The sequence below is a fragment of the Paenibacillus sp. FSL R10-2788 genome (genome assembly GCF_038003885.1).
GTDB classification, from domain to species: domain Bacteria; phylum Bacillota; class Bacilli; order Paenibacillales; family Paenibacillaceae; genus Paenibacillus_AQ; species Paenibacillus_AQ odorifer.
Genome location: NZ_JBBOQA010000001.1, coordinates 3,070,862 through 3,091,128, shown reverse-complemented (window position 1 = coordinate 3,091,128; position 20,267 = coordinate 3,070,862). Strand labels below are relative to the sequence as shown.

21 protein-coding genes are annotated in these 20,267 nt (G+C 42.2%); 3 read left to right on the top strand and 18 right to left on the bottom strand.

Annotation, left to right across the window (positions count from 1 at the left end; translation table 11 throughout):
• Window positions 1-23: 23 nt before the first annotated feature.
• The 9 genes from pdxR to mraY form a co-directional block, all read right to left on the bottom strand.
• Window positions 24-1,523, bottom strand: a complete 1,500-nt coding sequence (pdxR, locus tag NSQ50_RS13690; protein WP_076224177.1) for a MocR-like pyridoxine biosynthesis transcription factor PdxR — start codon at window positions 1,521-1,523, stop codon at window positions 24-26.
• Between the two features lie 31 nt (window positions 1,524-1,554).
• The gene (locus NSQ50_RS13685) at window positions 1,555-1,866 is read right to left on the bottom strand and encodes an AzlD domain-containing protein (RefSeq protein ID WP_038570653.1); all 312 of its coding nucleotides are present in this window, start codon (window positions 1,864-1,866) and stop codon (window positions 1,555-1,557) included.
• Window positions 1,863-2,579, bottom strand: coding sequence for an AzlC family ABC transporter permease (locus NSQ50_RS13680; RefSeq protein WP_038570649.1), 717 nt, complete (start codon window positions 2,577-2,579; stop codon window positions 1,863-1,865). Before NSQ50_RS13680 ends, NSQ50_RS13685 begins: the two co-directional genes overlap by 4 nt.
• A gap of 148 nt (window positions 2,580-2,727) precedes the next feature.
• The gene (locus NSQ50_RS13675; RefSeq protein ID WP_076100927.1) at window positions 2,728-3,831 is read right to left on the bottom strand and encodes a PRK06851 family protein; all 1,104 of its coding nucleotides are present in this window, start codon (window positions 3,829-3,831) and stop codon (window positions 2,728-2,730) included.
• A 103-nt stretch (window positions 3,832-3,934) separates the two neighbouring features.
• Window positions 3,935-4,378, bottom strand: coding sequence for an NUDIX hydrolase (locus tag NSQ50_RS13670; RefSeq protein ID WP_038574424.1), 444 nt, complete (start codon window positions 4,376-4,378; stop codon window positions 3,935-3,937).
• A gap of 67 nt (window positions 4,379-4,445) precedes the next feature.
• On the bottom strand, window positions 4,446-5,066 hold the full coding sequence (locus tag NSQ50_RS13665) for a thermonuclease family protein (RefSeq protein WP_076100928.1): 621 nt from the start codon (window positions 5,064-5,066) through the stop codon (window positions 4,446-4,448).
• A gap of 152 nt (window positions 5,067-5,218) precedes the next feature.
• Window positions 5,219-6,388, bottom strand: coding sequence for an MFS transporter (locus NSQ50_RS13660; protein ID WP_036686708.1), 1,170 nt, complete (start codon window positions 6,386-6,388; stop codon window positions 5,219-5,221).
• 81 nt (window positions 6,389-6,469) lie between these two features.
• Window positions 6,470-6,781: an ArsR/SmtB family transcription factor gene (locus NSQ50_RS13655; RefSeq protein ID WP_051491476.1), complete on the bottom strand. Its 312-nt coding sequence runs from the start codon at window positions 6,779-6,781 to the stop codon at window positions 6,470-6,472.
• Between the two features lie 106 nt (window positions 6,782-6,887).
• On the bottom strand, window positions 6,888-7,841 hold the full coding sequence (gene mraY, locus NSQ50_RS13650; protein WP_038570646.1) for a phospho-N-acetylmuramoyl-pentapeptide-transferase: 954 nt from the start codon (window positions 7,839-7,841) through the stop codon (window positions 6,888-6,890).
• Window positions 7,842-8,137: 296 nt separating this feature from the next.
• Here mraY and NSQ50_RS13645 point away from each other — a divergent pair, with 296 nt between their 5' ends.
• Both NSQ50_RS13645 and NSQ50_RS13640 read left to right on the top strand, forming a co-directional pair.
• A complete protein-coding gene (locus NSQ50_RS13645) occupies window positions 8,138-8,758 on the top strand; it encodes a TetR/AcrR family transcriptional regulator (protein WP_036686703.1) in 621 nt (206 codons plus the stop codon).
• 47 nt (window positions 8,759-8,805) lie between these two features.
• The gene (locus NSQ50_RS13640; RefSeq protein ID WP_038570643.1) at window positions 8,806-11,109 is read left to right on the top strand and encodes an MMPL family transporter; all 2,304 of its coding nucleotides are present in this window, start codon (window positions 8,806-8,808) and stop codon (window positions 11,107-11,109) included.
• 101 nt (window positions 11,110-11,210) lie between these two features.
• On the opposite strand, the gene NSQ50_RS13635 is transcribed toward NSQ50_RS13640, so the two are convergent.
• The 6 genes from NSQ50_RS13635 to NSQ50_RS13610 form a co-directional block, all read right to left on the bottom strand.
• Window positions 11,211-12,341: a GNAT family N-acetyltransferase gene (locus NSQ50_RS13635; RefSeq protein ID WP_080742484.1), complete on the bottom strand. Its 1,131-nt coding sequence runs from the start codon at window positions 12,339-12,341 to the stop codon at window positions 11,211-11,213.
• Window positions 12,342-12,377: 36 nt separating this feature from the next.
• A complete protein-coding gene (locus NSQ50_RS13630) occupies window positions 12,378-13,007 on the bottom strand; it encodes a hypothetical protein (RefSeq protein ID WP_038570641.1) in 630 nt (209 codons plus the stop codon).
• Between the two features lie 113 nt (window positions 13,008-13,120).
• The gene (locus NSQ50_RS13625) at window positions 13,121-13,906 is read right to left on the bottom strand and encodes an ABC transporter permease (protein WP_036686696.1); all 786 of its coding nucleotides are present in this window, start codon (window positions 13,904-13,906) and stop codon (window positions 13,121-13,123) included.
• A 6-nt stretch (window positions 13,907-13,912) separates the two neighbouring features.
• Window positions 13,913-14,662, bottom strand: a complete 750-nt coding sequence (locus NSQ50_RS13620; RefSeq protein ID WP_051491475.1) for an ABC transporter permease — start codon at window positions 14,660-14,662, stop codon at window positions 13,913-13,915.
• Window positions 14,663-14,789: 127 nt separating this feature from the next.
• Window positions 14,790-15,845 (bottom strand): ABC transporter ATP-binding protein, encoded by a 1,056-nt coding sequence (locus NSQ50_RS13615; RefSeq protein ID WP_038570639.1) that lies wholly within the window; start codon window positions 15,843-15,845, stop codon window positions 14,790-14,792.
• Between the two features lie 78 nt (window positions 15,846-15,923).
• On the bottom strand, window positions 15,924-16,706 hold the full coding sequence (locus tag NSQ50_RS13610; protein WP_036686690.1) for a GTP cyclohydrolase II: 783 nt from the start codon (window positions 16,704-16,706) through the stop codon (window positions 15,924-15,926).
• Window positions 16,707-16,900: 194 nt separating this feature from the next.
• On the opposite strand from NSQ50_RS13610, the gene NSQ50_RS13605 reads away from it, so the two are divergent.
• On the top strand, window positions 16,901-17,227 hold the full coding sequence (locus tag NSQ50_RS13605) for a winged helix-turn-helix transcriptional regulator (RefSeq protein WP_036686688.1): 327 nt from the start codon (window positions 16,901-16,903) through the stop codon (window positions 17,225-17,227).
• A gap of 77 nt (window positions 17,228-17,304) precedes the next feature.
• Here NSQ50_RS13605 and NSQ50_RS13600 read toward each other — a convergent pair whose 3' ends face one another.
• Genes NSQ50_RS13600 through NSQ50_RS13590 form a run of 3 tightly spaced genes read right to left on the bottom strand, consistent with a single transcriptional unit; the run spans window position 17,305 to window position 20,263 of the window.
• Window positions 17,305-18,189 carry an ABC transporter permease subunit gene (locus tag NSQ50_RS13600; protein ID WP_038570635.1) on the bottom strand — a complete coding sequence of 295 codons (885 nt, stop codon included), beginning with the start codon at window positions 18,187-18,189 and terminating at the stop codon, window positions 17,305-17,307.
• Entirely contained in the window at window positions 18,186-19,178 is a 993-nt protein-coding gene (locus NSQ50_RS13595) for an ABC transporter ATP-binding protein (protein ID WP_038570632.1), read from the bottom strand. The genes NSQ50_RS13600 and NSQ50_RS13595 overlap by 4 nt, the downstream gene beginning before the upstream one ends.
• On the bottom strand, window positions 19,178-20,263 hold the full coding sequence (locus NSQ50_RS13590) for a hypothetical protein (protein ID WP_038570629.1): 1,086 nt from the start codon (window positions 20,261-20,263) through the stop codon (window positions 19,178-19,180). Before NSQ50_RS13590 ends, NSQ50_RS13595 begins: the two co-directional genes overlap by 1 nt.
• Window positions 20,264-20,267: the final 4 nt, after the last annotated feature.

Sequence of the window (20,267 nt, the reverse complement as noted above, 5' to 3'; positions counted from 1 at the left end):
ATTAGATAATCTATCGCTTTCGATTAAGTTCTAGTACTAACTGCCGCTTCCGTTTCAGCTAACATCAAGCGGTTCACACCCACCTTAATCTGATTCTCGGTGAGATTAGAATAACCAAGTAGAAAGACAGGACCTTGAGGTTTACTGCCCACAAAATAAGAAGACGCAGGATAGACCCGAACTCCATATCGTAACGCCAATTCAGCTATACGATGCTCTTCGGCACCAGATTCCAGCTCAATTAATAAATGAAGACCCGCCTCTTCCCCATAATAGCGGACACGACTGCCAAATTCAGCATCCAAACTTTTTACTAGACAAGCCCTGCGGGCAGCATAAAGTTTCCCCATCTGCGTAACATGCCTCGCATAATGTCCATTCTGAATAAATTCCGCCAACGCTTCCTGATCCAAAGCAGAAGACATACGATCTGTTATCCATTTGACCGCCAAAAAAGGTTGAATCAAAGTCGGAGGCAATACAACATAACCTATGCGCAGAGAAGGAAATAACACTTTACTAAAACTGCCTACATAAATTACTCTACCGTCAACATCTAGTCCAGCAAGCGATGATAGCTTCGGACCCTCGTACCTGTATTCACTGTCATAATCATCTTCAATAATAAAAGCTTGATTGGCTTTGGCCCATTCCAGTAACTGCACTCTTCGTTTCATCGACAGGGTCACCCCGAAAGGAAACTGATGCGAAGGAGTGACATAAGCTAGTTTTGGTTTTTTATGAGGACCTTCTTTGATGTGATCACAGCTTGCTTGGAGCTCATCTACACAGATTCCCTCTAGGTCAACCCTGATGGGTGTAACCACCGCTCCAGCGAACGAAAAAATCTCCCGCACAACGTTATGTGATGGATCTTCAACAATAACATCATCACCTTTTGAAACAAAAATTCTCGATAATATATCCAATGCCTGCGTTGCCCCGGATGTAATCACAATTTGCTCCGGAACCACGGGCATCGAACGTGTGGACCGTAATAAACGTGCAATCTCTTGGCGTAGTCCCAAAGAGCCCTCGACCGGGCCGTAACCCAAAGTATCAGGAGATGCACGACGACAGGCATTCATTAATGCTTTTTGCCACTGATCCATTGGAAAAGCGTCCCATGCAGGTACACCGTGCCGAAAATTACATAATACTGTGTTCAAGTCGTTTTCTATAATAGAAGAAGGATTGAGTGTAAGGAAATCAGGACCCTTCGTTATAAAATTGTAAGGGTTATCAGAATCCTGGGGGTCTTTCTCCTCCACCGGCAGCCCCGCTATATAGGTACCTGCCCCTTTTCTCATCTCCAGATAACCCTCTGCTTGAAGTAGCTCGTAGGATTGAAGAATTACACTTCTGGATACTTCCAGTTGATTGGCCAAAGTTCTTGATGGAGGTAGCGAATCTCCCCCACTTAAAGCTCCTGAATGGATAGCATTACGAACCTGCTCATAAATTTGACGGCTTAATGGAATGGGTCTTTGTTTATCGAGAGTAATCAGCAATTCATGCTTCATAAGATTTCCTACCCTTCTAATCCGGGTTTTCTTAATGGTTCATAGTAAGGATTTTTACAATTATTGCTGCAGAAACAGCACCTAAGATCACGAGTAACAGCGGGATTTTCCTAATTAATACCAGTATAACAGCGACTATACCCGAAGCGATACCTACAAGATTGTCATCTGCGTCCACCTGAAATATCCCAGGAACCGTTAGAGCACTAAGAACCGCGATAGGCAAATATTCCAACAAAGCTTGGACTTTGGAAGAGCCATTCGTATGCTTTGTCAGCAGCAAAGGTACAAAACGAAATGAAAATGTAAGGATTGCCATCCCGATAATGATCAAAATAGTCATACGGATACCTCCTTTTCTACTTCAGCTTGCTCTGGAAATAAGGAGCCTACTGCCATACCAATTAACATAGCTGCAAGTATCGAGGAGTTTCCAAGTACGGGATGTAGGAGCCATGAAGAACCCGCCGCTGCTAAACATATGGCCAAATTCCGAATGCTTCCCTTTAGTTGTGGCACTATTAGTGCTATCAGTAAGGCATATAATGAGGTGTTCAAAGCAGGTAAGTATATAGCCGGAATGTAGGATGCCAGCGATATTCCCGCAGCTGTTGCCAGTAAATTTGCTATATACGGAGGAATTTGTAGACCCAGCAAATATGGAAGAGTTATATTTTCTTTTGAATGATTGCGGGGGATCATACTAACAGCGTACACTTCTTCTGTTAAACTAAACCCAATCCAGACTTTGGCCAGAGGATTGATTGTACGGTCAAGCTGACCCCCAAAAGATAGGCTGATAAACAAATATCTTAAATTAATGATCAACGTAAGCAGCAGGATCATTGGAGCGGCGGCCCCAGCAGCAAGCATTTTCACGCCAATAAATTGGCTGGCTCCCGCAAATACGAGCGCTGACAATAAGAACACTTCCAGACTCCCTAGGCCTAATCCCTTACCGACCAATCCAAACGTAAAACAAGCAGGAATAAATCCTGCAACAATAGCTACAGAATCCTTAAGACCCTTTCTAAACATCACTTTCTGATCACTCATAAGTTTCTCTCTCCCTTATCGTTGTCCCTAGAGAGAGCATACTTGGATACAATTCTTGTGGAAATAACCGCATGGGTGCGTATGTACCATACCAATTTCTTGACATAGAAAAAAGACCGCCCGCTAAGAGAGCGATCTTTAATGAAGGTTAAACCTCCTGAGGACTTTCCACAATCCCGCTGATTTCTTGTTGAATTTGGGATTTAATCTGATCTACATGGTCAAAATCTGTAGCGGCGGCATAGATTGTCTTTAACTCATCCAAAAATACTTTGGCATCTGTCAGATGTTGAATGGATCGTTTCATGGTGCTGGAATATCGCTCTTTAATACCTGCGATGGCTTCGGCAAAAGCTTCATCCGTACCTGACTGTATGCACCGTGAATACATATCAACAATCTCGTCGGTGGCACGGTCAGGGAAATACTCATGCGGAGCTGTGCTGTCAAAAATAGCAAACCCAAGCTCGCGTACGATAATCATATCAAGACTGTTCGGATCGAAACCACAGTGGTAAATCTCAACATTGACACCACGTTTTATTCCTTCAGCTGCCAATTTTTTTAAAAGTGTAGATTTACCGGATCCCGCGCGACCTTTTACAAGATATCTTTTTAGTCCTGCGGTTAAATTAGGTACAAAATCCACTGCACCCTTAGGCGTAGCTGCACCTAAAAAACGGTGATCCACCCGGCTTACTTTTTCGAAGTTCTGATCACCATACAGAAGTTGAATATACTCCTGAGTCAGCTCATCAGCGGCTTGGAAATTCATTGTCGCAATATAAATCGCTTCCCACTCGTCATGAATGCGGAGTGCTTCAGCAAAGCCTGAATAAGCGAGTTCATGCTCTTCCGTGTACTGATCAACTAAGCTGTCGATCTCAACACAACGCTGGCTTAACTGGAGCGTATCGACGGCCTGCTCCAAATTCACATGTACGATGGCCTCTTCAGGCAATTCTGGCTTAATGACCCGTGGAGCAGTACCATCTATAATTCCTACTTTTAATTCAGGAATAACCACTCCGTCGAGTGAATCATTATCTGACGCTGCGTGAATTAACCAGATCTCATAACCTTGTTGAGCCAGAAGATCTCCGATTTCTCGAATGATTCTAGTTTTCCCCGTACCGGGGCCTCCTTTTAAAACAAACAAACGCGTTAAATCTTGCAATGACGACTCATAGAGGTTAGAGAAGCCGTGAGCTGTGTTGCCGCCAGCAAAGAAATTCAGGATTGTTCCGTCCATAATCGCACACCTTTCCGGGCTGATGTCATGTTTCATTGTTCATCTTATTAATGTACCCAGGGAAAGGTGACGCTTTGAGTGAGATGTGGTTTCGTTAGCCGGTTCAGTTACAAACAAAACGATCCATAAACCTCTTAATGACGGGAACATCTGGAGGAGACAGCTCGCTTGGCAATTCTTCATAACTAAAAAAACGCAATTCTTGCACCTCAATTCCATCTACTTTTAGCGCCCCATCAAAGTCCGTGCATAGATACGCAGCTACAACATTATATACTTCATCACCGTGCGGGTATTTATAATAAAGATCTTTTCCAGAGAACATGTCGAACAAATCAAGAACTTTGGCTGTTAAGCCTGTTTCCTCAAAAAGCTCCCTCTTAGCGACCTCTTCTAAAGTCTCCCCAAGCTCCATTGAACCACCTGGCAAACCCCAGCACCCGTTGTCCGTTCTACGTTGCAATAATAATTGATGATTGCTGCACAATAAAACACAGGCTCCTGCCATTATAAGCGGTCTGGTACCTACCAGCTTTCTTAACTCCATAATATAATCGCTCAATAAACTATCCCCTGTCTTCTAATAGGCTCAAATACCCTACGTTAATAGAAGTTCATTTCTTTTTCTGCACATGAAAACCTTTGTCTTGCGCGTAATTTTCAATGCTCCAAATACCTATTCCCCGCTCTCGCGCCTTATCCTGAATCGCTCTAAATTGATCAACATATTTTGTGTTAGGTGCAAATACATAGGCTACACGTGCATAACCCTGCTCTAGCAGAATCTCATTGAACATTTTCCCATCTATATAGAGGTAACAAAGTAGGCGGCCATATTTGTCCCGCTCCGATACATCTAGTTCAATTTGTACATCTTTATCCGTAAGCATCTTTTTGGCGAAATCAGAAGCTTCTAGCGAAAATGGCTGTGGTTCGGGGATATTCGGATTCACTGACTCTGGAGTATCGACCAGCAATAAACGAATGGTTTCCTTTTTGCCGCCTATAGTCAGCTTCATGGTGTCACCATCGACTACTCGTGTTACCTTTGCATCTATTAAACGTTTGTTGTCCTCTGTTGTATTGTCTGGCGTAGAATCTAATCCAGAACTGGAATCGGCCGTAATCGTTGGAACTGGTTCTAAAGTAATCTGCTCGGCTAAGTTGCAGGCAGTTGTTGTTCCAAGTAAGAGTGTGATAGCTAGAAAGCTTTTTAATAGATAAATCTTATTCATTGATAACCTCTTTCTTATACACGTATGTAATTTCATGGGGTCTAATAAAAATAAATTAAAAAACTTAAAAACACAAGACTGTAATACTAATCATAGAAAACAGCGACAGCCATGTACCAGAAAAAAGATACTTGGCTATCGCTGTTTCGCCTTTACTCTACTTCCACCACGTTTAATTTGGAAATCTTTATTTTGATTATGATCGATAAGAAAGCAAGCAGGGAAAACATAATTCCGATCCAGATGAGTTGATGTATTCCTGCATGAGAAATAAACCAACCACCGATAGCAGTCCCTATAGTAATTCCAAGGTTAGAAAATGAGATAAACAAGCTGTTACCGAATTCGGGAGCTTCTTTCGCTTCGGTCGTTAACCATGCTTGACTGACAATCAGTCCGCCGGAATGCACTGCCCCCCAAATGATTATGATAACAACCATCGGAAGGAAATAAGAACCTAGATAATATACGAATAAGTAAGTTACCGCATATAACAATGGAAACATGATAACGGTCTTTGTAATGCCTTTATGCAAAAGGCTTCCAAATAAAAAATTCCCAAAAATCATGATTATCCCAAAGGCCATCAACATGATACTAATCCATGACCCGTTCATATGTGTTACCTGCCCAAGATATTCAGCAAAGTAACTGTACACAGAAAACATAGCTGCAAAGATAAAAATAACTGCCACAATATTTAACCACAATAGGGGTTTGCGTAAAATACCAAGTTGTTTACCATAAGACATTTTTTCTTTAACTGGCATGGAAGGAAGCCAAGCTAGTATTCCTAAAAAGGCAATTATACTTACGACAGCTCCAAAGAGAAAAGCGACTTCTAAAGAAATTTTGTCCGCGAGATAAGAAGTCAAAGGCACACCAAAAGCAAACCCGACCGTTATTCCGGCGAAAACCTTTGTAACTGCTTTGGTGCTCTTTTCCGGAGGGACAAGTTGGGCAGCGGTAACAAGTGCAACTGAAAAAAATACGGGATGAAAAATAGCAGGGATAATACGAAAAATCAGCATTACTTCAAACATGGTCGTATACGCATAAACAATATTTGAAATTGCAAAAATAAGTACAGCAGTTAATAGAATTACTTTACGATTAATTCCAGAAGCCAATAAGGTCAGAAATGGACCTGAAATAGCAACAACTAAAGCAAATATACTTACAAGCCATCCAGACTGAGAAGTTGATATATTAAATTTTTGAGTTACCTGTGGCAGAACACCTATAATCCCCATTTCCGTTGTAATAATGCCAAATACGCCTAAAGCCAAAATAATAATAAGTAAAGGGTTAACCTTTTTCATTTTAAAATAATCCTCCGTTTATATTTACATATTTAGATTTGTAGATATGTATTATCAAAAAAAAGCCCTTCCTCCTCTCTCCTATAGTTTCTCTTTAATATAATCGGAAAATTCTTGAATTATCTTTTCGTTTCGACGATAATACGTCCACTTCCCAATTCGCTCAGATTCCAGCAAACCAGCTTTTTGCATGGTCAATAGATAGCTCGAAATAACCGACTGTGCAAGCCCCGCTTTAGCTTGAATATCGCCCACGCAAATCCCGATTTGAAAATTTAGGCCTTGTTGTAAATAAGGCTTTTCATCAAAAAATTCCTCGGGAGTTTTTAGCCACATCATAATTTGACTACGAGTCTCGTTAGACAACGCTTTGAATATCATTAAAGGTTCCATGTGTTCCATTATATCTATTTTTATAGATTTGTAAATACAAAAGATGCCGATGTCTCGTTGTTGCAATAACATTATGTAGATTCATGTTTCGTATCGAATTGTTCGTTTAGTGAATTAAATATTTCCAAATCAACCAGCAAAGCAGTACGGATACCCACGAAATGAAACCGAAAATCATCACGATTTTGTTCTCACTCCATCCGTATTTTAAGCTAAAGTGGTAATGGATCGGAGCCATCCGGAATAGCCGCAGCTTCGTCCGTTTGTAGTACCAAACTTGTAAAATGACCGACAACTGCTCCGCAAAATAAACGAAAAACAAAATTGGAAACAAAAGCTCAACCTTTTCAATGACAGCCAGAACGGAAAGGGAGCCCCCGATCGCCAGTGATCCAGTATCGCCCATAAACGCTCTTGCAGGATAAATATTGTAAAGCAAAAGCCCTAGCAGACAACCGATCATAACAAGTGAAAATGTCTGCACTTCAGGTTTGTCCGAAATCATAAAAAAGAAAAAATACGACGGTATGGCAACATTGATCAGTAGCCCATCGAGACCATCTGTAAAATTGATGGCATTCGCGGAGCCGACCACAAACAGCAAAATGATGGCCACATAAAGGTACACAGGCAACTGCAGATTTTGCCCTTTAAATAACTCGATATCACTCGTCAGGCCGAACGAATGGAACAACACATATAATATAATTCCAGTAAAAAGAAATTGAAGCACTAGTTTTGAGCGGCCGCTGATGCCGGAAGGATTTTGCCAAAAAGCCTTTTTGAAATCATCCAAAAATCCGACTGAACTAAACAACAAAAACGTAACGCATAAGAGTAACATTAGAGGCCCGGGTTGAAACTGCAGCGAAATCGCTATCCCGATAAGCAGGATCAACCCTGCCATTAGTGGTGTACCCCGTTTGGCCTGATGATCTGCTGGAAGCTCGGCACGAATCGGCTGCGTTAACCTCAGTCTATGCAGCGTCCAGATTAATAGAGGTGTAAATACCGCCACCAGAAGAAAAGACAGGCCGGAAACAGCCAGAATTCCATACATACAACGAACTCCCCTCTTTGGAAAAGATCATTTATAATACTCACAAAATATTTCTAGAGTTAATGAGGTCGTCTGTAATTATGTACTCTTTTCATCTGTTGATAAAGAGAAATTATTCTATTTTTATTTCCTGTTTTCTGCTGTGTAACAGCTGAGAGTTTTCTATAAGCAGATCCCAAAGCATAAACTTGCCCAATGAGAAAGTTTGCACTTTGGGCAAGTTTACATTAGTATATAGTCAGTAATCCTAATCTTCACCACAAAAACAGCCGTATGGGAGGTGTATACATAAAGTTATGATTAAACAAACTTTGAGAGATTTCAAAAAAGAAGCCACTGAAAAAGCGCTAGCTGAAGCGGCATTCGAACTTGCACTTGAACATGGGTTGGACGGTTTTGTTGTTGAAGATATCGTGCAAAAAGCCGGCTACTCCAGAAGAACTTTCGCAAACTATTTCACATGCAAGGAAGAGGCAGTTGCGATGGGAGCAGTTACCGTACGGAACACGAATGAGTATGAAGAATTGCTCACCAAAATCCCTGAAAATGCCTCCCTGCTGGATACCTTATATCAACTAATTAAGATGCAACTTACAGCTGAGCTTATAGGGAGGTTGCGTGAGCTTTCATTACTTTCCCGAAAATTCCCAGCCCTCGAGCCCCATTATTTAAGAGCAATACACCTTACGCAAACTGGAGCACAAAAAACATTGTTGCACTTGTCAAATGGTAAGTATGACGAGGTTTATACTTATCTGCTTATAAATTCGGTTTACGGAACTGTACTTCCCTTAATTGACGGAAAACTTAATGTGCTGCTTCCGGGACAAACGACGAGCGACGATCCAAGTCCTGAAACTCTTACGTTCGATCAATTTTTGGAAACTATTTACGGATATTTACGCAACGGATTCTAATAGGCTAACAATCAGTTTTCATCATCGAGGGAGTGTAAAATAGATACATGTCAACATTATTATACAGAGTGGGAAAAACCGCTTATCGTAAACCTGGGTACTTCATTTTAGGTTGGATTTTAATTTTAGGAATTGTCATCTCTATGATCAGCATGAATGGTATTCATATCAGTTCGGAAATGAAGATTGAAGGCACGGAATCGCAAAAGATTTTGGATCAATTAGCAACAGAACTTCCGGCTGCATCTGGTGGACAAGGAAGTGTCGTGTTCAAAGCACCTCAAAGCGAGCGATTGGATACGCCAGAACGTTTGGCAGCGATCACTAAGGGTATTAATGAGGTTTACGGTATAAACGAAGTGATTAATCCTGCGGATTATGCAGCGGAAGCAAGTAGTTCAACTACTGAAGCAACTCAGGCTGCCAGTATGGATCAGTCTGCAACAGCCACAGCACCCCCTTCCTATGGTCCTCTGATGGCAGATGGTGTTCCGGTGCCTGGTGTTATTCTTTCCGCAGACGGTAGAATTGCATTGTTCCAATTCCAGTTTACCATTGAGCAATCAGCTATCTCTCAAGATATTTTTGATTCTGTAATTGATACCGTCATGAATGTCGAGAAAGATACCAACATTACTGTACTGCCGGGTGAGACACTCAAATCAGTATCTATCGGTGTAGGATCAGCTGAGATTGTCGGACTTGTCATTGCTGCAATTGTTTTGCTGGTGACGCTTGGCTCTGTCGTTGCAGCAGGGCTGCCCCTTATAACTGCACTGCTTGGAGTCGGCATCGGTGTGGGTGGAGCATTTTCTATTTCCAAATTCATTGAAATGCCTAGTGTCACTTCCGTCTTGGCGCTTATGATTGGATTAGCCGTCGGAATCGATTATGCTCTTTTCATTGTAAATCGCCAACGCCGGATGATTATTGATCAAGGATTAAGCGCACAAGAAGCTGCGGCTAGAGCAATTGGCACATCCGGCAGCGCCGTATTTTTCGCCGGTTTGACGGTTATTATCGCTCTCTGCGGTATGCTTGTAATCGGGCTTACTTTCTTATCTACGATGGCGTTAGTAGCAGCAGCTACCGTCCTCATCAACGTATTTGTTGCCTTAACCCTATTGCCGGCATTGCTCGGATTGGTGGGTGAACGCATCTGTTCGCCTAAAGCTCGCAAGAAAAACAAGGATCATCATAAAACGGGTAACCGCGGTATAGCTGATAGATGGGTTAAATTTATCATCAAGTATCGTTGGGTCACTATTGTTGCCATCGTCCTGGTACTTGGCGTAGCAGCAACCCCCATAGCGAAAATGGAAATGGGCATTCCCGGAGCTGCCTCAGCGAATTTGGACACGGTAGCAAGACAAAGTTATGATGCTATATCCGAGGGTTTTGGAGAGGGATTTAACGGACCGCTTATTCTGGTTGCAGAACCAAAGAATTCTTCCACTCCAGTCACCCCGGAACTCCTAGGAAATCTTGTAAAAGAGCTCCAAGCTCAAAAGAATGTCGCGCAGGTCACTCCTCTGGGCATGACTAAGGATTTAGCTATCTTCAGTCTGATTCCAGAAACGGGTCCTAGCGATATAACAACCAAAAATCTGGTGAATGATTTACGGGCTACGGAATCTAGTATCGCTCAAAGTAATGATGTTAAACTCGGGGTTACCGGCTTTACCGCTGTTAACATCGATATGTCGGCCAAACTGGCAGATGTATTTCCCATTTATGTAGGAATCATCATTCTCCTATCGCTCATTATTCTTCTGTTGGTATTTCGTTCGATTATCGTTCCTATCAAAGCTACGATCGGTTTTCTGCTTAGCATTCTCGCTACCTTCGGGATCACCACAGCCGTGTTCCAATGGGGCTGGCTCCATACTCTCTTCGGTTTCGACACCGGTGGCCCATTGCTAAGCTTTATGCCAATCATCGTTACGGGTATCCTATATGGGCTCGCGATGGACTATCAGGTTTTCCTTGTCAGTTCCATGCGTGAATCGTACGTTCATGGTCATGAGGGATCAGAGTCCGTTGTTCATGGATACAACCAGGTGAGTCGTGTCGTAGTAGGCGCTGCTATAATTATGATCTCCGTTTTTGCAGGGTTTATTTTTACGGATGATGTCATGATTAAACAAATCGGCTTTACACTGGCCGTAGGGATCTTAATCGATGCTTTCATTATTCGAATGGGATTAGTTCCTGCTGTAATGTCTATTTTCGGCAACAAAGCTTGGGCACTTCCAAAATGGCTCGACCGTATTCTGCCAAACCTGGATGTCGAAGGCGAGAAACTGATTGCTACACTCAATGCTAAAGACAAATCTAATTCCATGAAATAGAAACAATAATAAACAGCCTGAGCCATGTATTCCTAGGGGTTCAGGCTGTTTTGTTTCTGTGGTAAGATTCGCTTCCCATGAAACGATGTTGGAGAAAGAGCTTAATAATTAAGGATTATAGCGGGGCGCACACCGTAACAAGCTAAGTTTACATGTCCGTAACTGCGAATACTGCTACGGGTACCTACAAAATACGCACGTGAAGAAATCGCAGGTTGAGTTCTCAGCCACCACCATGAGCAGCCAAACTCTTCATCCTTCTCAAGGATATAATCAGCTTTGACTTTTTTATCATACACATACAATTTACATCCATCGTTCTTTTTCACTTTGGAGAATCCCGTTCCTATCGCCCTACGCTTCGCACGTAAAGTATCTTCACCAAGTTTAAAGGTCAATTCATTCGCCTCCGAAACACTGAGCAGAAAAATCTTATCTTCCGTGTTTATACTTCCCTCTCCGTTATCTGTGCATTGTGTAGTCTTGATGAGCCTGTGCTCGGAGTCATTAAAAGCGGCATTATAAAAATCATCGTTCAACCACTTTCGCAAATCGGAGTCATGCCATGTAACATCAACATATTCACTGTGATACCGCCTGCAGTCCAAAATGTACTCGCTTAAAATGAACAGCTCTCTACCTGAATTTTGCAGCACCCGCCACTTTATCGGCATTTTTTCTGCTCCGTCCGCCATTTGCGGATAAGAGCCAAAAGTAATTATTTCGCCGGGTTTTGCCCGCTCATACATGGGAGTAAGATTATCATTTTCATTACAAATCATAATAATAAATTCTGTAGTTCCTTTAACGATTTCAGCTTCCCGGCTAAATCCTAGTTTTTCATACAAGCGTATCGCTCTATCGTTGAACTTCGCCACTGTCAGCCGCTTTGGTTTTTCCTCGAATCTCTCATTAATATAGTTAAGGACTGTTGTGAAAAATAGAGTCCCATTCCCCTGTCCGGTTAACTCTGGCTTCATTCCTAAACCCACATCTATAAAATCCTGAGAATATGTATATTTATCATTTGGAACCTGTGCCGGACTTCCTACACAGAAGAATCCGATCAATTGTTTATTTGCATCAAGTACAGAAAAAAATGCTTCCTCTAGCATTTCACTTATAGCTTCAGGAGTTGTTTCATTATTGTAAAAATCATAGGGTGGATCATATTGCCAGCTTAAAATATCCCTAGCAGCATCAGCATTCAGCTTTTCCACGTAAAGTTCCATTTCGCATCCCCCTTTGTTTTCAAAATCGATAAGTCCCTAAGAGTCTAGCTTTGCTAACTCCTGAAGAATTGTCTCTACATCACCATCAGGATTTAACGCTTTGATCATCTCTTTGGTAATGACTGCACCCTCATAAACTTGTGCAACGACCTCTAAAGGGAGTGTGAGTTCAAAATAACCTTCGGCAAATTCCACAAAATCCTCAGCTGTGCGGAAAATAGTCCCTAGCAAAAAGTCCGAACCATCTTCTGCCCCCGCTGGAATCTCTACCTCTCCCTTCTGCCACGCCATGTCGTTATTTTCACGCCAAAAACAAAAAGTAACATCATCCTTAGCTATCGCCTCATCTTCCAGTAAAGACAATAGCGAGGTTGGGACCTCTTCATAGATTCCTGGCCAAACTTCATGTTCGTCACGCGCATATGGACTTACTTCGGACTCATGATCAAAACCTTTAATTATCGTTCCTTGAGGTGTAAAAATAATAAACAAATTATCACCTGAGCCATTATCGATCGATGCTAGAGAAACATTCTTATCAAATATAGAATCAAAACTATGATAGCGAAGCCAGTCCTCTGGACATAAGACAATATTTAGAGAAGCAAGTATTTTCATAAGTTTTTTTAAGTTTTCGGGTGCTGGTAAAATATCTAACACATTCATCTATGATTCCTCCCCAATGTAGATATTAATGATTTTAGCATATTCATGAATTCCGGGTAAAAAAAAGACTACCCGAAGGTAGCCTTTCCAACTTAACAAAACACTAGCCTAACTTAAGACCCCGCACCCTTATATCTTCGTACGCCATAACTCCAGGCTAACAAACCAATCCCCAGGAATATAGCGCCTACTACAGGTGTCATCAGAGCAAGGCTGGTCATCTCCTCCCGCTGCAGAAAAAGCGCGGCTGGATACACTCCGACGAATGCAAATGGAATGATCCAAGTAAGCAATACCTGTATAGCACGATTGTAAATCGTTACCGGGTAACGGCCATAAGTCTGAATGTTGTACATTAACGGAAGAATCCCAGTAGGAGCATCCGAATAGAAAGACAATGAAGTCAACGTTGTATAAATCCCCGTATAGATGGCGACCGCACTTAACGTCAGAATGATCAGAGCCGGTATCGTCCACCATTCAAAGGGAAGACCCAGATTGCTGCCACTGATGGCCATAATAATAATACCTATGAATGAGCCCATAAGTGCTGGTGGATCAACATTTTCCAAAAAGATCTGGAACAAATTATGAGCTGGGCGTGTCAAAATACGGTCCATCTCACCTTTAACGATGTAACGTTCACTAAATCCCCATAGATTCACAAAACAACTAAACACCCCAAAAGGCACCATAAAGAATCCATAAACGAACACTACTTCATTCTGATTCCAACCGCCCAGGCTATCTGTATGCATAAAAATTACGAGAATAAAGATAAAGTTGGTAGCTTGAAAAAGCAAGTCTGAAATGACCTCTACCCAAAAGTCAGCGCGATAGGTGAGCCGGCTCTTCATATAGTTTTTGATATATTCAATTAATAATCCCAGGTAATACATGTTTCCTCAACCTCCCTGCACGAAGAGACGCTGCCGCGCCGCATGATATAACCAGACAATTGGAATCAGCAATACCAGGAACCAAATAATTTGTATCCCTAATACATTCCATATTCCAACCCCTTGCACCCGTCCCGTAAACACTGAACCTGGCAAGTAGGTAATCGCCTGAAACGGCAGCACCTCAAGTACGGAAGATAACCAGTTAGGAAACAGACTGATCGGTACGATTAAGCCGGAGAATAAGTCTACAATTACCCGCTTCATTCGCATCATGCCTTCATTATTTTCCACGAAAAAAGCCGAGAGCCCTGTAATGATATTGATCTGTGAATTAATTAAAAAGCTGAAAAAGAGCATCACCAGGAACCCCGCCCAAGCAGATGGCGCTGTTGGCAATTGTACTGGGAACAGCAGCATCGCTATGGCCATGCCGGGAATCATAAATAAGAGGAAGCGGAACATTCCCTCTCCAAGACCTTGCATCATTTTGACTAAGACATAGTTATAGGGCCTTATAAACTGGATAGCGATACTTCCATCACGGATATCCGTAGAGATCTCGCGGTCTAGGTTATTAAAATAAAAGGCTCTAGCCATCCACGACACAGCAACATATGATGTCATTTGCGTTGCAGTAAATCCACCCAATGAATCCCCATTACCATAGATGGCCATCCAAGTGAAATAGTTAACCCCAATATTCAGTGAATAGATAAGAATACCTGAGTAGTAGTTAATTCGATAAGCAAGCATGGTAAGGAAACGGATGCGTATAAAATCTAAGTAAGCCCCGAATAGTAATTTACGGCTATTCTCCTGAGGACCACCAGAAGACGCGCCTCCTGAGGAGGAGGACATAGCCGTTGCAGGATTAAGCTTATCAGACATGTAAAGCCTCTCTTTCATCCTTCAGAGCGGCAGCCATTTCATCAGGCTTGTCTGCAGACCCGGATTGATAAATACTGCGAACAATATCGTCCGTATTGGTCTCTATGATTTTGATATCAGTAATGTCTGCTTTTCCCACTACTCTGCTTAATACATCCGATACATTTATATCTAGCGGTATCCAGACAGATGCCCCTAGATCGTTCTCCGCAGACCAAGTAACAGGCAACCCCTCAGTCCATAACTCAAGTTGCTGACGTTTCGTTGCATTTCCAAATTGAAATTGAACCTCACGTCCGGTTCCCCAACGCTGCTTCAGGTCTTCCAGTCCTCCGTCATAAATGATACGGCCATCATCAAGCATTATCACTCGGGAGCAAAGCGCCTCAATATCTTGCAGGTCATGTGTAGTCAGCAGTATGGTTGTCCCATGCTCGCGGTTCATATCTTTTAGGAATTCACGGATCTCTGACTTCACCACAATATCTAAGCCAATGGTCGGTTCATCCAGAAATACAATCGACGGATTATGAAGCAATGCTGCTACTAATTCACAACGCATCCGCTGACCTAGACTAAGCTTACGAACCGGACGATTCAGCAGTTCTTGCAGCTGCAGCCGTTCGACCAATTCATCCAGCCGTTTCTTGAAATCTTGTTCAGACACCCGGTAAACCTTGCGCAGGAGCTGGAACGACTCAATCACCCCAATGTCCCACCATAGCTGACTGCGTTGCCCGAATACCACGCCGATATTTTTCACGAATTTCTCGCGCTCCAAATACGGAACATAACCACCTACTGTCAGATTTCCGGAAGTCGGCACGAGAATACCTGTGAGCATTTTGATCGTGGTCGATTTCCCAGCACCGTTCTCGCCGATATAACCACAGATCTCCCCTTCAGGAATGGAAAAGGAAATGTCCTTCACTGCAGTCACTTCCGTATATTCCCTTTTAAACAAATCAGCGAAGGCCCCTTTGAGACCCTCGCGGTTTTTTTGTACTTTAAATGTTTTGCGTAAGTCTTGTACTTGAATAGCAGTCATATTGTACCTCACTAAGCTTAGAGTTGGTTCCCAGTACCCCATTATAATAGAAGAAGCGCAAAAGCACTACTTCAATCTTTACTTAGCCAGTCTTTCATTTAGCGAATGGGTGTCCTTCACAGCTTCTAAATGCCCTGAGCGAGCGACTTTAGTCCGCAAATATTTCTCGTTAAAAGAAGATACATCTCCCCATAACGCTACTCTTTTCACGGCATTCATCCCTGCAGCCTTGAGCGCATCCAATTTCTTCGGATTATTCGTGATCAGCGTCACTGGTTTGTGACGTAAAGTTTGCAGAACACTGATTGCTTCTTCGTAGTTTCTTGAATCATCAGCAAATCCCAACTCTAAATTAGCCTCAACTGTATCGTATCCTTCTTCCTGTAAAAGATACGCTAAAGATTTGCTGAACAGGCCAATGCCTCTTCCTTCATGATTCGCGAGATAAAATAATGCCCCAGAGCCATGCTCAACAATCATTTTCATGGATTGATGCAGCTGGAATCCGCAATCGCAACGTTTACTGCCAAAAATATCGCCAGTATGGCAGATGCTATGCATCCGGATCAATGCATCCTCAGACCCTTCGAAATCGCCATATACCAACACACTGGATTGTTGTCCTTCTGCTAAGTTCATGGATGGCAAACGTGAAATTAAAGCTGCCGTTGCTTTACTGCTATCCTCTTGAAGAAGCTCTGCATCAGTTGTATTCAGCCAGTTGTACCATTTAAAAACAACGGTCTCGCCGTCTAAATTCACGGGTAACGTGATGGGTCCAACCAATATATTTGTGGAATTTGCTAAAGGAATTCGCGTGATTTTATTCTGTAAAATAGAAGTGATTTCTGGTTTAATCATAATTACACCTTCCTCATTGTTCATCAATGCTTAGATAGAGCTAAGCATAAGGATAAAATATTAGTTAAATTATAAGTAACTATTTGTAAGTAAGTTTATCATTGTAATATAACTTCGTCAAGTTATAATATATATTTAAATATTTATAATTACTTTATGTAAGTTTATGATATAATGAATGTCGAGGTGATATTATGAATGATTTCAACATGTGTCCTCGCTTTGAAAAAGCGGTAGACTTGCTAAGTAAACGTTGGGTCGCGCTGATCGTTTTCGTGCTTATGCCAGGGCCACGCCGTTTTGGTGAAATTGAGAGCTGTCTGTCCAATCTCAGTGGCAAGGTGTTATCTGACCGATTGAAGGAAATGGAAACCGAAGGCATTATAGAGCGAACTGTATATCCTGAAATGCCAGTACGTATTGAGTACTCTCTGACTCCAAAAGGCACAGCGCTTGCTCCTATACTTGGTGAAATTGGAAACTGGTCTACCGAATGGATTGAGCTTGGTATTAAGAAATGATTCCCGCTACACAACACAAAGAGCCCTAATTGTCCCGATCATAAGACAAGAGGGCTCTTTTTGGATTAACATCCCCTTTATAAGTCTTTTCGCTCGAAGCGAAGGAGACCTATAACAAAAGCTAACAGGGTATATCCTAGCGCATAAAAAATAAACATATTTGACGGAACCGTATTAAAATCCAGCAATCCATTCATGCTGCCGAACAATCCCATCATTCCACTCATTTCATTAGCGCTGAACAGGACGGCGGTCATTTTCCGCTGTAAACCATCCACTGGCATAAGCAGTGCCATCATTCCTGACAGATTATTTAATGTGTCAAGAACATCGGGTTCTAATCTAAGCGATCCTCCGATCTTATCAATCATCCCACCTAACCAGCCCGCTCCATATAACATTGTCATAAAGACGCCATTCCCCACTGCTGAGAAGAATCCAGAACCCAGCATAGAAATCGTAATTAGCAAAGGCACTATAGAGGAGAATAACAAAAATGATTTCAATAGGACTACGGCATCTCTAGGAACGGTTGCATGGATCTCAGTAATCCATAAAATAGAAATAAATAAAATCAGGGCATAACCAATCCCAAGCGTCACATATCCAAGCCAGCGACCTATGTACCATTTCCACCGCGGCAGCGGTCTTGGCAGTAAAGCCTGCATAACCCCTTGTTCCGCTTCACCTGCAATAGCTGAGAAGGAACTGAAGATCGCCAAAAAGGCGATTACAAAAGCGCCAAAAAAGAATCCAAGTGATAATATAAAAGCACCATTTGTAAAATTAGCTAAGAGATGCTCGCCACTGCTAATATCTGTTCTATTCGGTATTCCACTTTGTCCAATCGTATTTGCCACAAACCAAAATCCTATAAGAAAGACAATGGTCATAAGCAGTGTTAATATCATCACTCGTTTTCGCAGCAATTCCTTCCAGGTCATTCCCATGATTATTCTCATTCGTGTTCACCTCTGTGACTTAGGCCGGATACAGCACTCATAAACCAGTCTTCCAGACGTTCTTGCTTTCGTGAGACTTCATATAAGGTCATTCCTTGTTCAATAATTAACGTGTTCAGCCAGCCTACTTGCTCCTCATTCTCCAGTTCCGCTTCCAGCCAAACTGTGCTACTTTCCAATGTAGCTGGGATTGAAGCTCCTTTTTCAGATTGAGATCCAATATCCGCTGAAACTTTGATCTTAAGATCAGTACTATCCTGTAGCCAAGACAACAAAATAGGCGTAAAACCGCCCACTTTAAAATGCCAGCTTGTTCGCTTATTTAAGATCTCAGATACTTTCCCATGCCGCAGTATAACTCCGTTATTCAGCAGTGCCATACGGTCGCAGATGAGTTCAACATCCTCCAGTAGATGAGAGTTAAGAAATATCGTAACTCCCTTCTCTTTTAGCCTCTGCAAAATATTCCGAACTTCCTGACGTCCAATCGGGTCTAGCGCCGATGAGGGCTCATCCAGAAAAACGATGGCCGGATTGTTTACAAGAGCACAAGCAAGCCCTAATCTCTGCTGCATCCCTTTGGAATAATGTTTCACACGATCCCGTCCACGGTTTCCAATTCCAACTTCCGCTAGAAGCTCTGGAACTCTTTTATCGGCTACAGATCGCTCTACACGGCACAGCTTGGCATGCAGTCTTACTACTTCTTCCCCGGTAAGCCATTCTTGATAGCGATATAATTCCGGTAAATATCCGATTTGAGACTTGGCTTCAAGTGAACCGATCTTATGGCCTAATAGAGTAGCACTACCACTCGATGGACGAATGAGACCTACCAACATTTTGACAAAGGTACTTTTCCCCGCACCATTAGGGCCGAGGAAGCCAAAGGCTTCCCCTTTCCCAACAGTAATCGTTACATCACGGCAACCACGTCCGTTATCATATTCTTTGGTCAAAGACTTCGCTTCTATTGCAGCAACCGTCATTATTCAATCAACTCCTCTAGCTTCTCTAAGAATACAGCTTTATCTGTATACACGCTTCCCCCGTTGAAATCGAACAATTGCCCGTTCTGTACCCAAATGGCCGAGTATACAATCCCTTGACTATATTCATTCTGATTCAGTAGAACCGTAGTATCTTTAATCTTTATTTGATCGGTATTCAGGCCTTTTACCAGTGGCAGAGGAATTTCACCTGATAAAATGCGGCTCTGCTTTAAGCTGGATTTCAGATAATCTGGCAGCAATGGAAAATCGATTATAGCTTCCAAAGCTTCATCAACCTTTATAGTTGGATCTACAGTAATTAAAGGAGTCTTCGTCTGTGTAAGATTAGCCCATTTATCATTATCCATCGAAAGATCATAATTCACGATCTCCGAAAGATCTAATTTAATTTCTTTCCCATCTATGGCCTCTGGAAGAAGCTGTTTTGCACCCAATCTTTTCATTGCTTTATTAACCGCTTCAATATTAAGCTTCAAGGTTATTTCTTGTGAATTGGTTATATATGCGCTCTTCACATTCTTGAGCAAAGTTCCGCTTGGAAGTGTAAAACCTAGAGTCTCTTCCACCTGATTTAGCGGAATAATCCCTTTATTTGAACCAAAAGTACTTGTAAACACACCAAATTTGTTCATAGCTTCATTCATGGATTGACTTTCATTTACCTGATAAAAAATATCCCGAATATCATTTTCATTCACAACTGTAACTTCTTCCATCCGAAACTGATTCAGCAGCGATGCCATAGCCGTATTTCCTACTGGAGTTCCAAGTATAACCGCAACGATCGCGGCACCTGCCACTGCTACTCCCCACTTACGCCGACGATTCATGCGAGGTCGCTTGGATCGGCGATTAGTTATCGGATTGTCATCTGTAGATTGAGGCTGGCCCATTTCTGGGTGTGGTATATCATCATCTTTCATAACATCCACTGCCAACTGCTGACTCCACACAGCCCATTTAGGACTTGCAGGCTCAGACGCTAACTTGTTTTGCAATTTGGCCCAGGCTTCATCTGTATATTGCTTATTATGATCTTGATTTAGCGGTTGTTTAGTCATTAGT

Coding starts and splice junctions, on each gene's coding strand:
- pdxR (WP_076224177.1), bottom strand. CDS start 1,523: ATGAAGCATGAATTGCTGATTACTCTCGATAAACAAAGACCCATTCCA.
- NSQ50_RS13685 (WP_038570653.1), bottom strand. CDS start 1,866: ATGACTATTTTGATCATTATCGGGATGGCAATCCTTACATTTTCATTT.
- NSQ50_RS13680 (WP_038570649.1), bottom strand. CDS start 2,579: ATGAGTGATCAGAAAGTGATGTTTAGAAAGGGTCTTAAGGATTCTGTA.
- NSQ50_RS13675 (WP_076100927.1), bottom strand. CDS start 3,831: ATGGACGGAACAATCCTGAATTTCTTTGCTGGCGGCAACACAGCTCAC.
- NSQ50_RS13670 (WP_038574424.1), bottom strand. CDS start 4,378: ATGGAGTTAAGAAAGCTGGTAGGTACCAGACCGCTTATAATGGCAGGA.
- NSQ50_RS13665 (WP_076100928.1), bottom strand. CDS start 5,066: ATGAATAAGATTTATCTATTAAAAAGCTTTCTAGCTATCACACTCTTA.
- NSQ50_RS13660 (WP_036686708.1), bottom strand. CDS start 6,388: ATGAAAAAGGTTAACCCTTTACTTATTATTATTTTGGCTTTAGGCGTA.
- NSQ50_RS13655 (WP_051491476.1), bottom strand. CDS start 6,781: ATGGAACCTTTAATGATATTCAAAGCGTTGTCTAACGAGACTCGTAGT.
- mraY (WP_038570646.1), bottom strand. CDS start 7,841: ATGTATGGAATTCTGGCTGTTTCCGGCCTGTCTTTTCTTCTGGTGGCG.
- NSQ50_RS13645 (WP_036686703.1), top strand. CDS start 8,138: ATGATTAAACAAACTTTGAGAGATTTCAAAAAAGAAGCCACTGAAAAA.
- NSQ50_RS13640 (WP_038570643.1), top strand. CDS start 8,806: ATGTCAACATTATTATACAGAGTGGGAAAAACCGCTTATCGTAAACCT.
- NSQ50_RS13635 (WP_080742484.1), bottom strand. CDS start 12,341: ATGGAACTTTACGTGGAAAAGCTGAATGCTGATGCTGCTAGGGATATT.
- NSQ50_RS13630 (WP_038570641.1), bottom strand. CDS start 13,007: ATGAATGTGTTAGATATTTTACCAGCACCCGAAAACTTAAAAAAACTT.
- NSQ50_RS13625 (WP_036686696.1), bottom strand. CDS start 13,906: ATGTATTACCTGGGATTATTAATTGAATATATCAAAAACTATATGAAG.
- NSQ50_RS13620 (WP_051491475.1), bottom strand. CDS start 14,662: ATGCTTGCTTATCGAATTAACTACTACTCAGGTATTCTTATCTATTCA.
- NSQ50_RS13615 (WP_038570639.1), bottom strand. CDS start 15,845: ATGACTGCTATTCAAGTACAAGACTTACGCAAAACATTTAAAGTACAA.
- NSQ50_RS13610 (WP_036686690.1), bottom strand. CDS start 16,706: ATGATTAAACCAGAAATCACTTCTATTTTACAGAATAAAATCACGCGA.
- NSQ50_RS13605 (WP_036686688.1), top strand. CDS start 16,901: ATGAATGATTTCAACATGTGTCCTCGCTTTGAAAAAGCGGTAGACTTG.
- NSQ50_RS13600 (WP_038570635.1), bottom strand. CDS start 18,189: ATGAGAATAATCATGGGAATGACCTGGAAGGAATTGCTGCGAAAACGA.
- NSQ50_RS13595 (WP_038570632.1), bottom strand. CDS start 19,178: ATGACGGTTGCTGCAATAGAAGCGAAGTCTTTGACCAAAGAATATGAT.
- NSQ50_RS13590 (WP_038570629.1), bottom strand. CDS start 20,263: ATGACTAAACAACCGCTAAATCAAGATCATAATAAGCAATATACAGAT.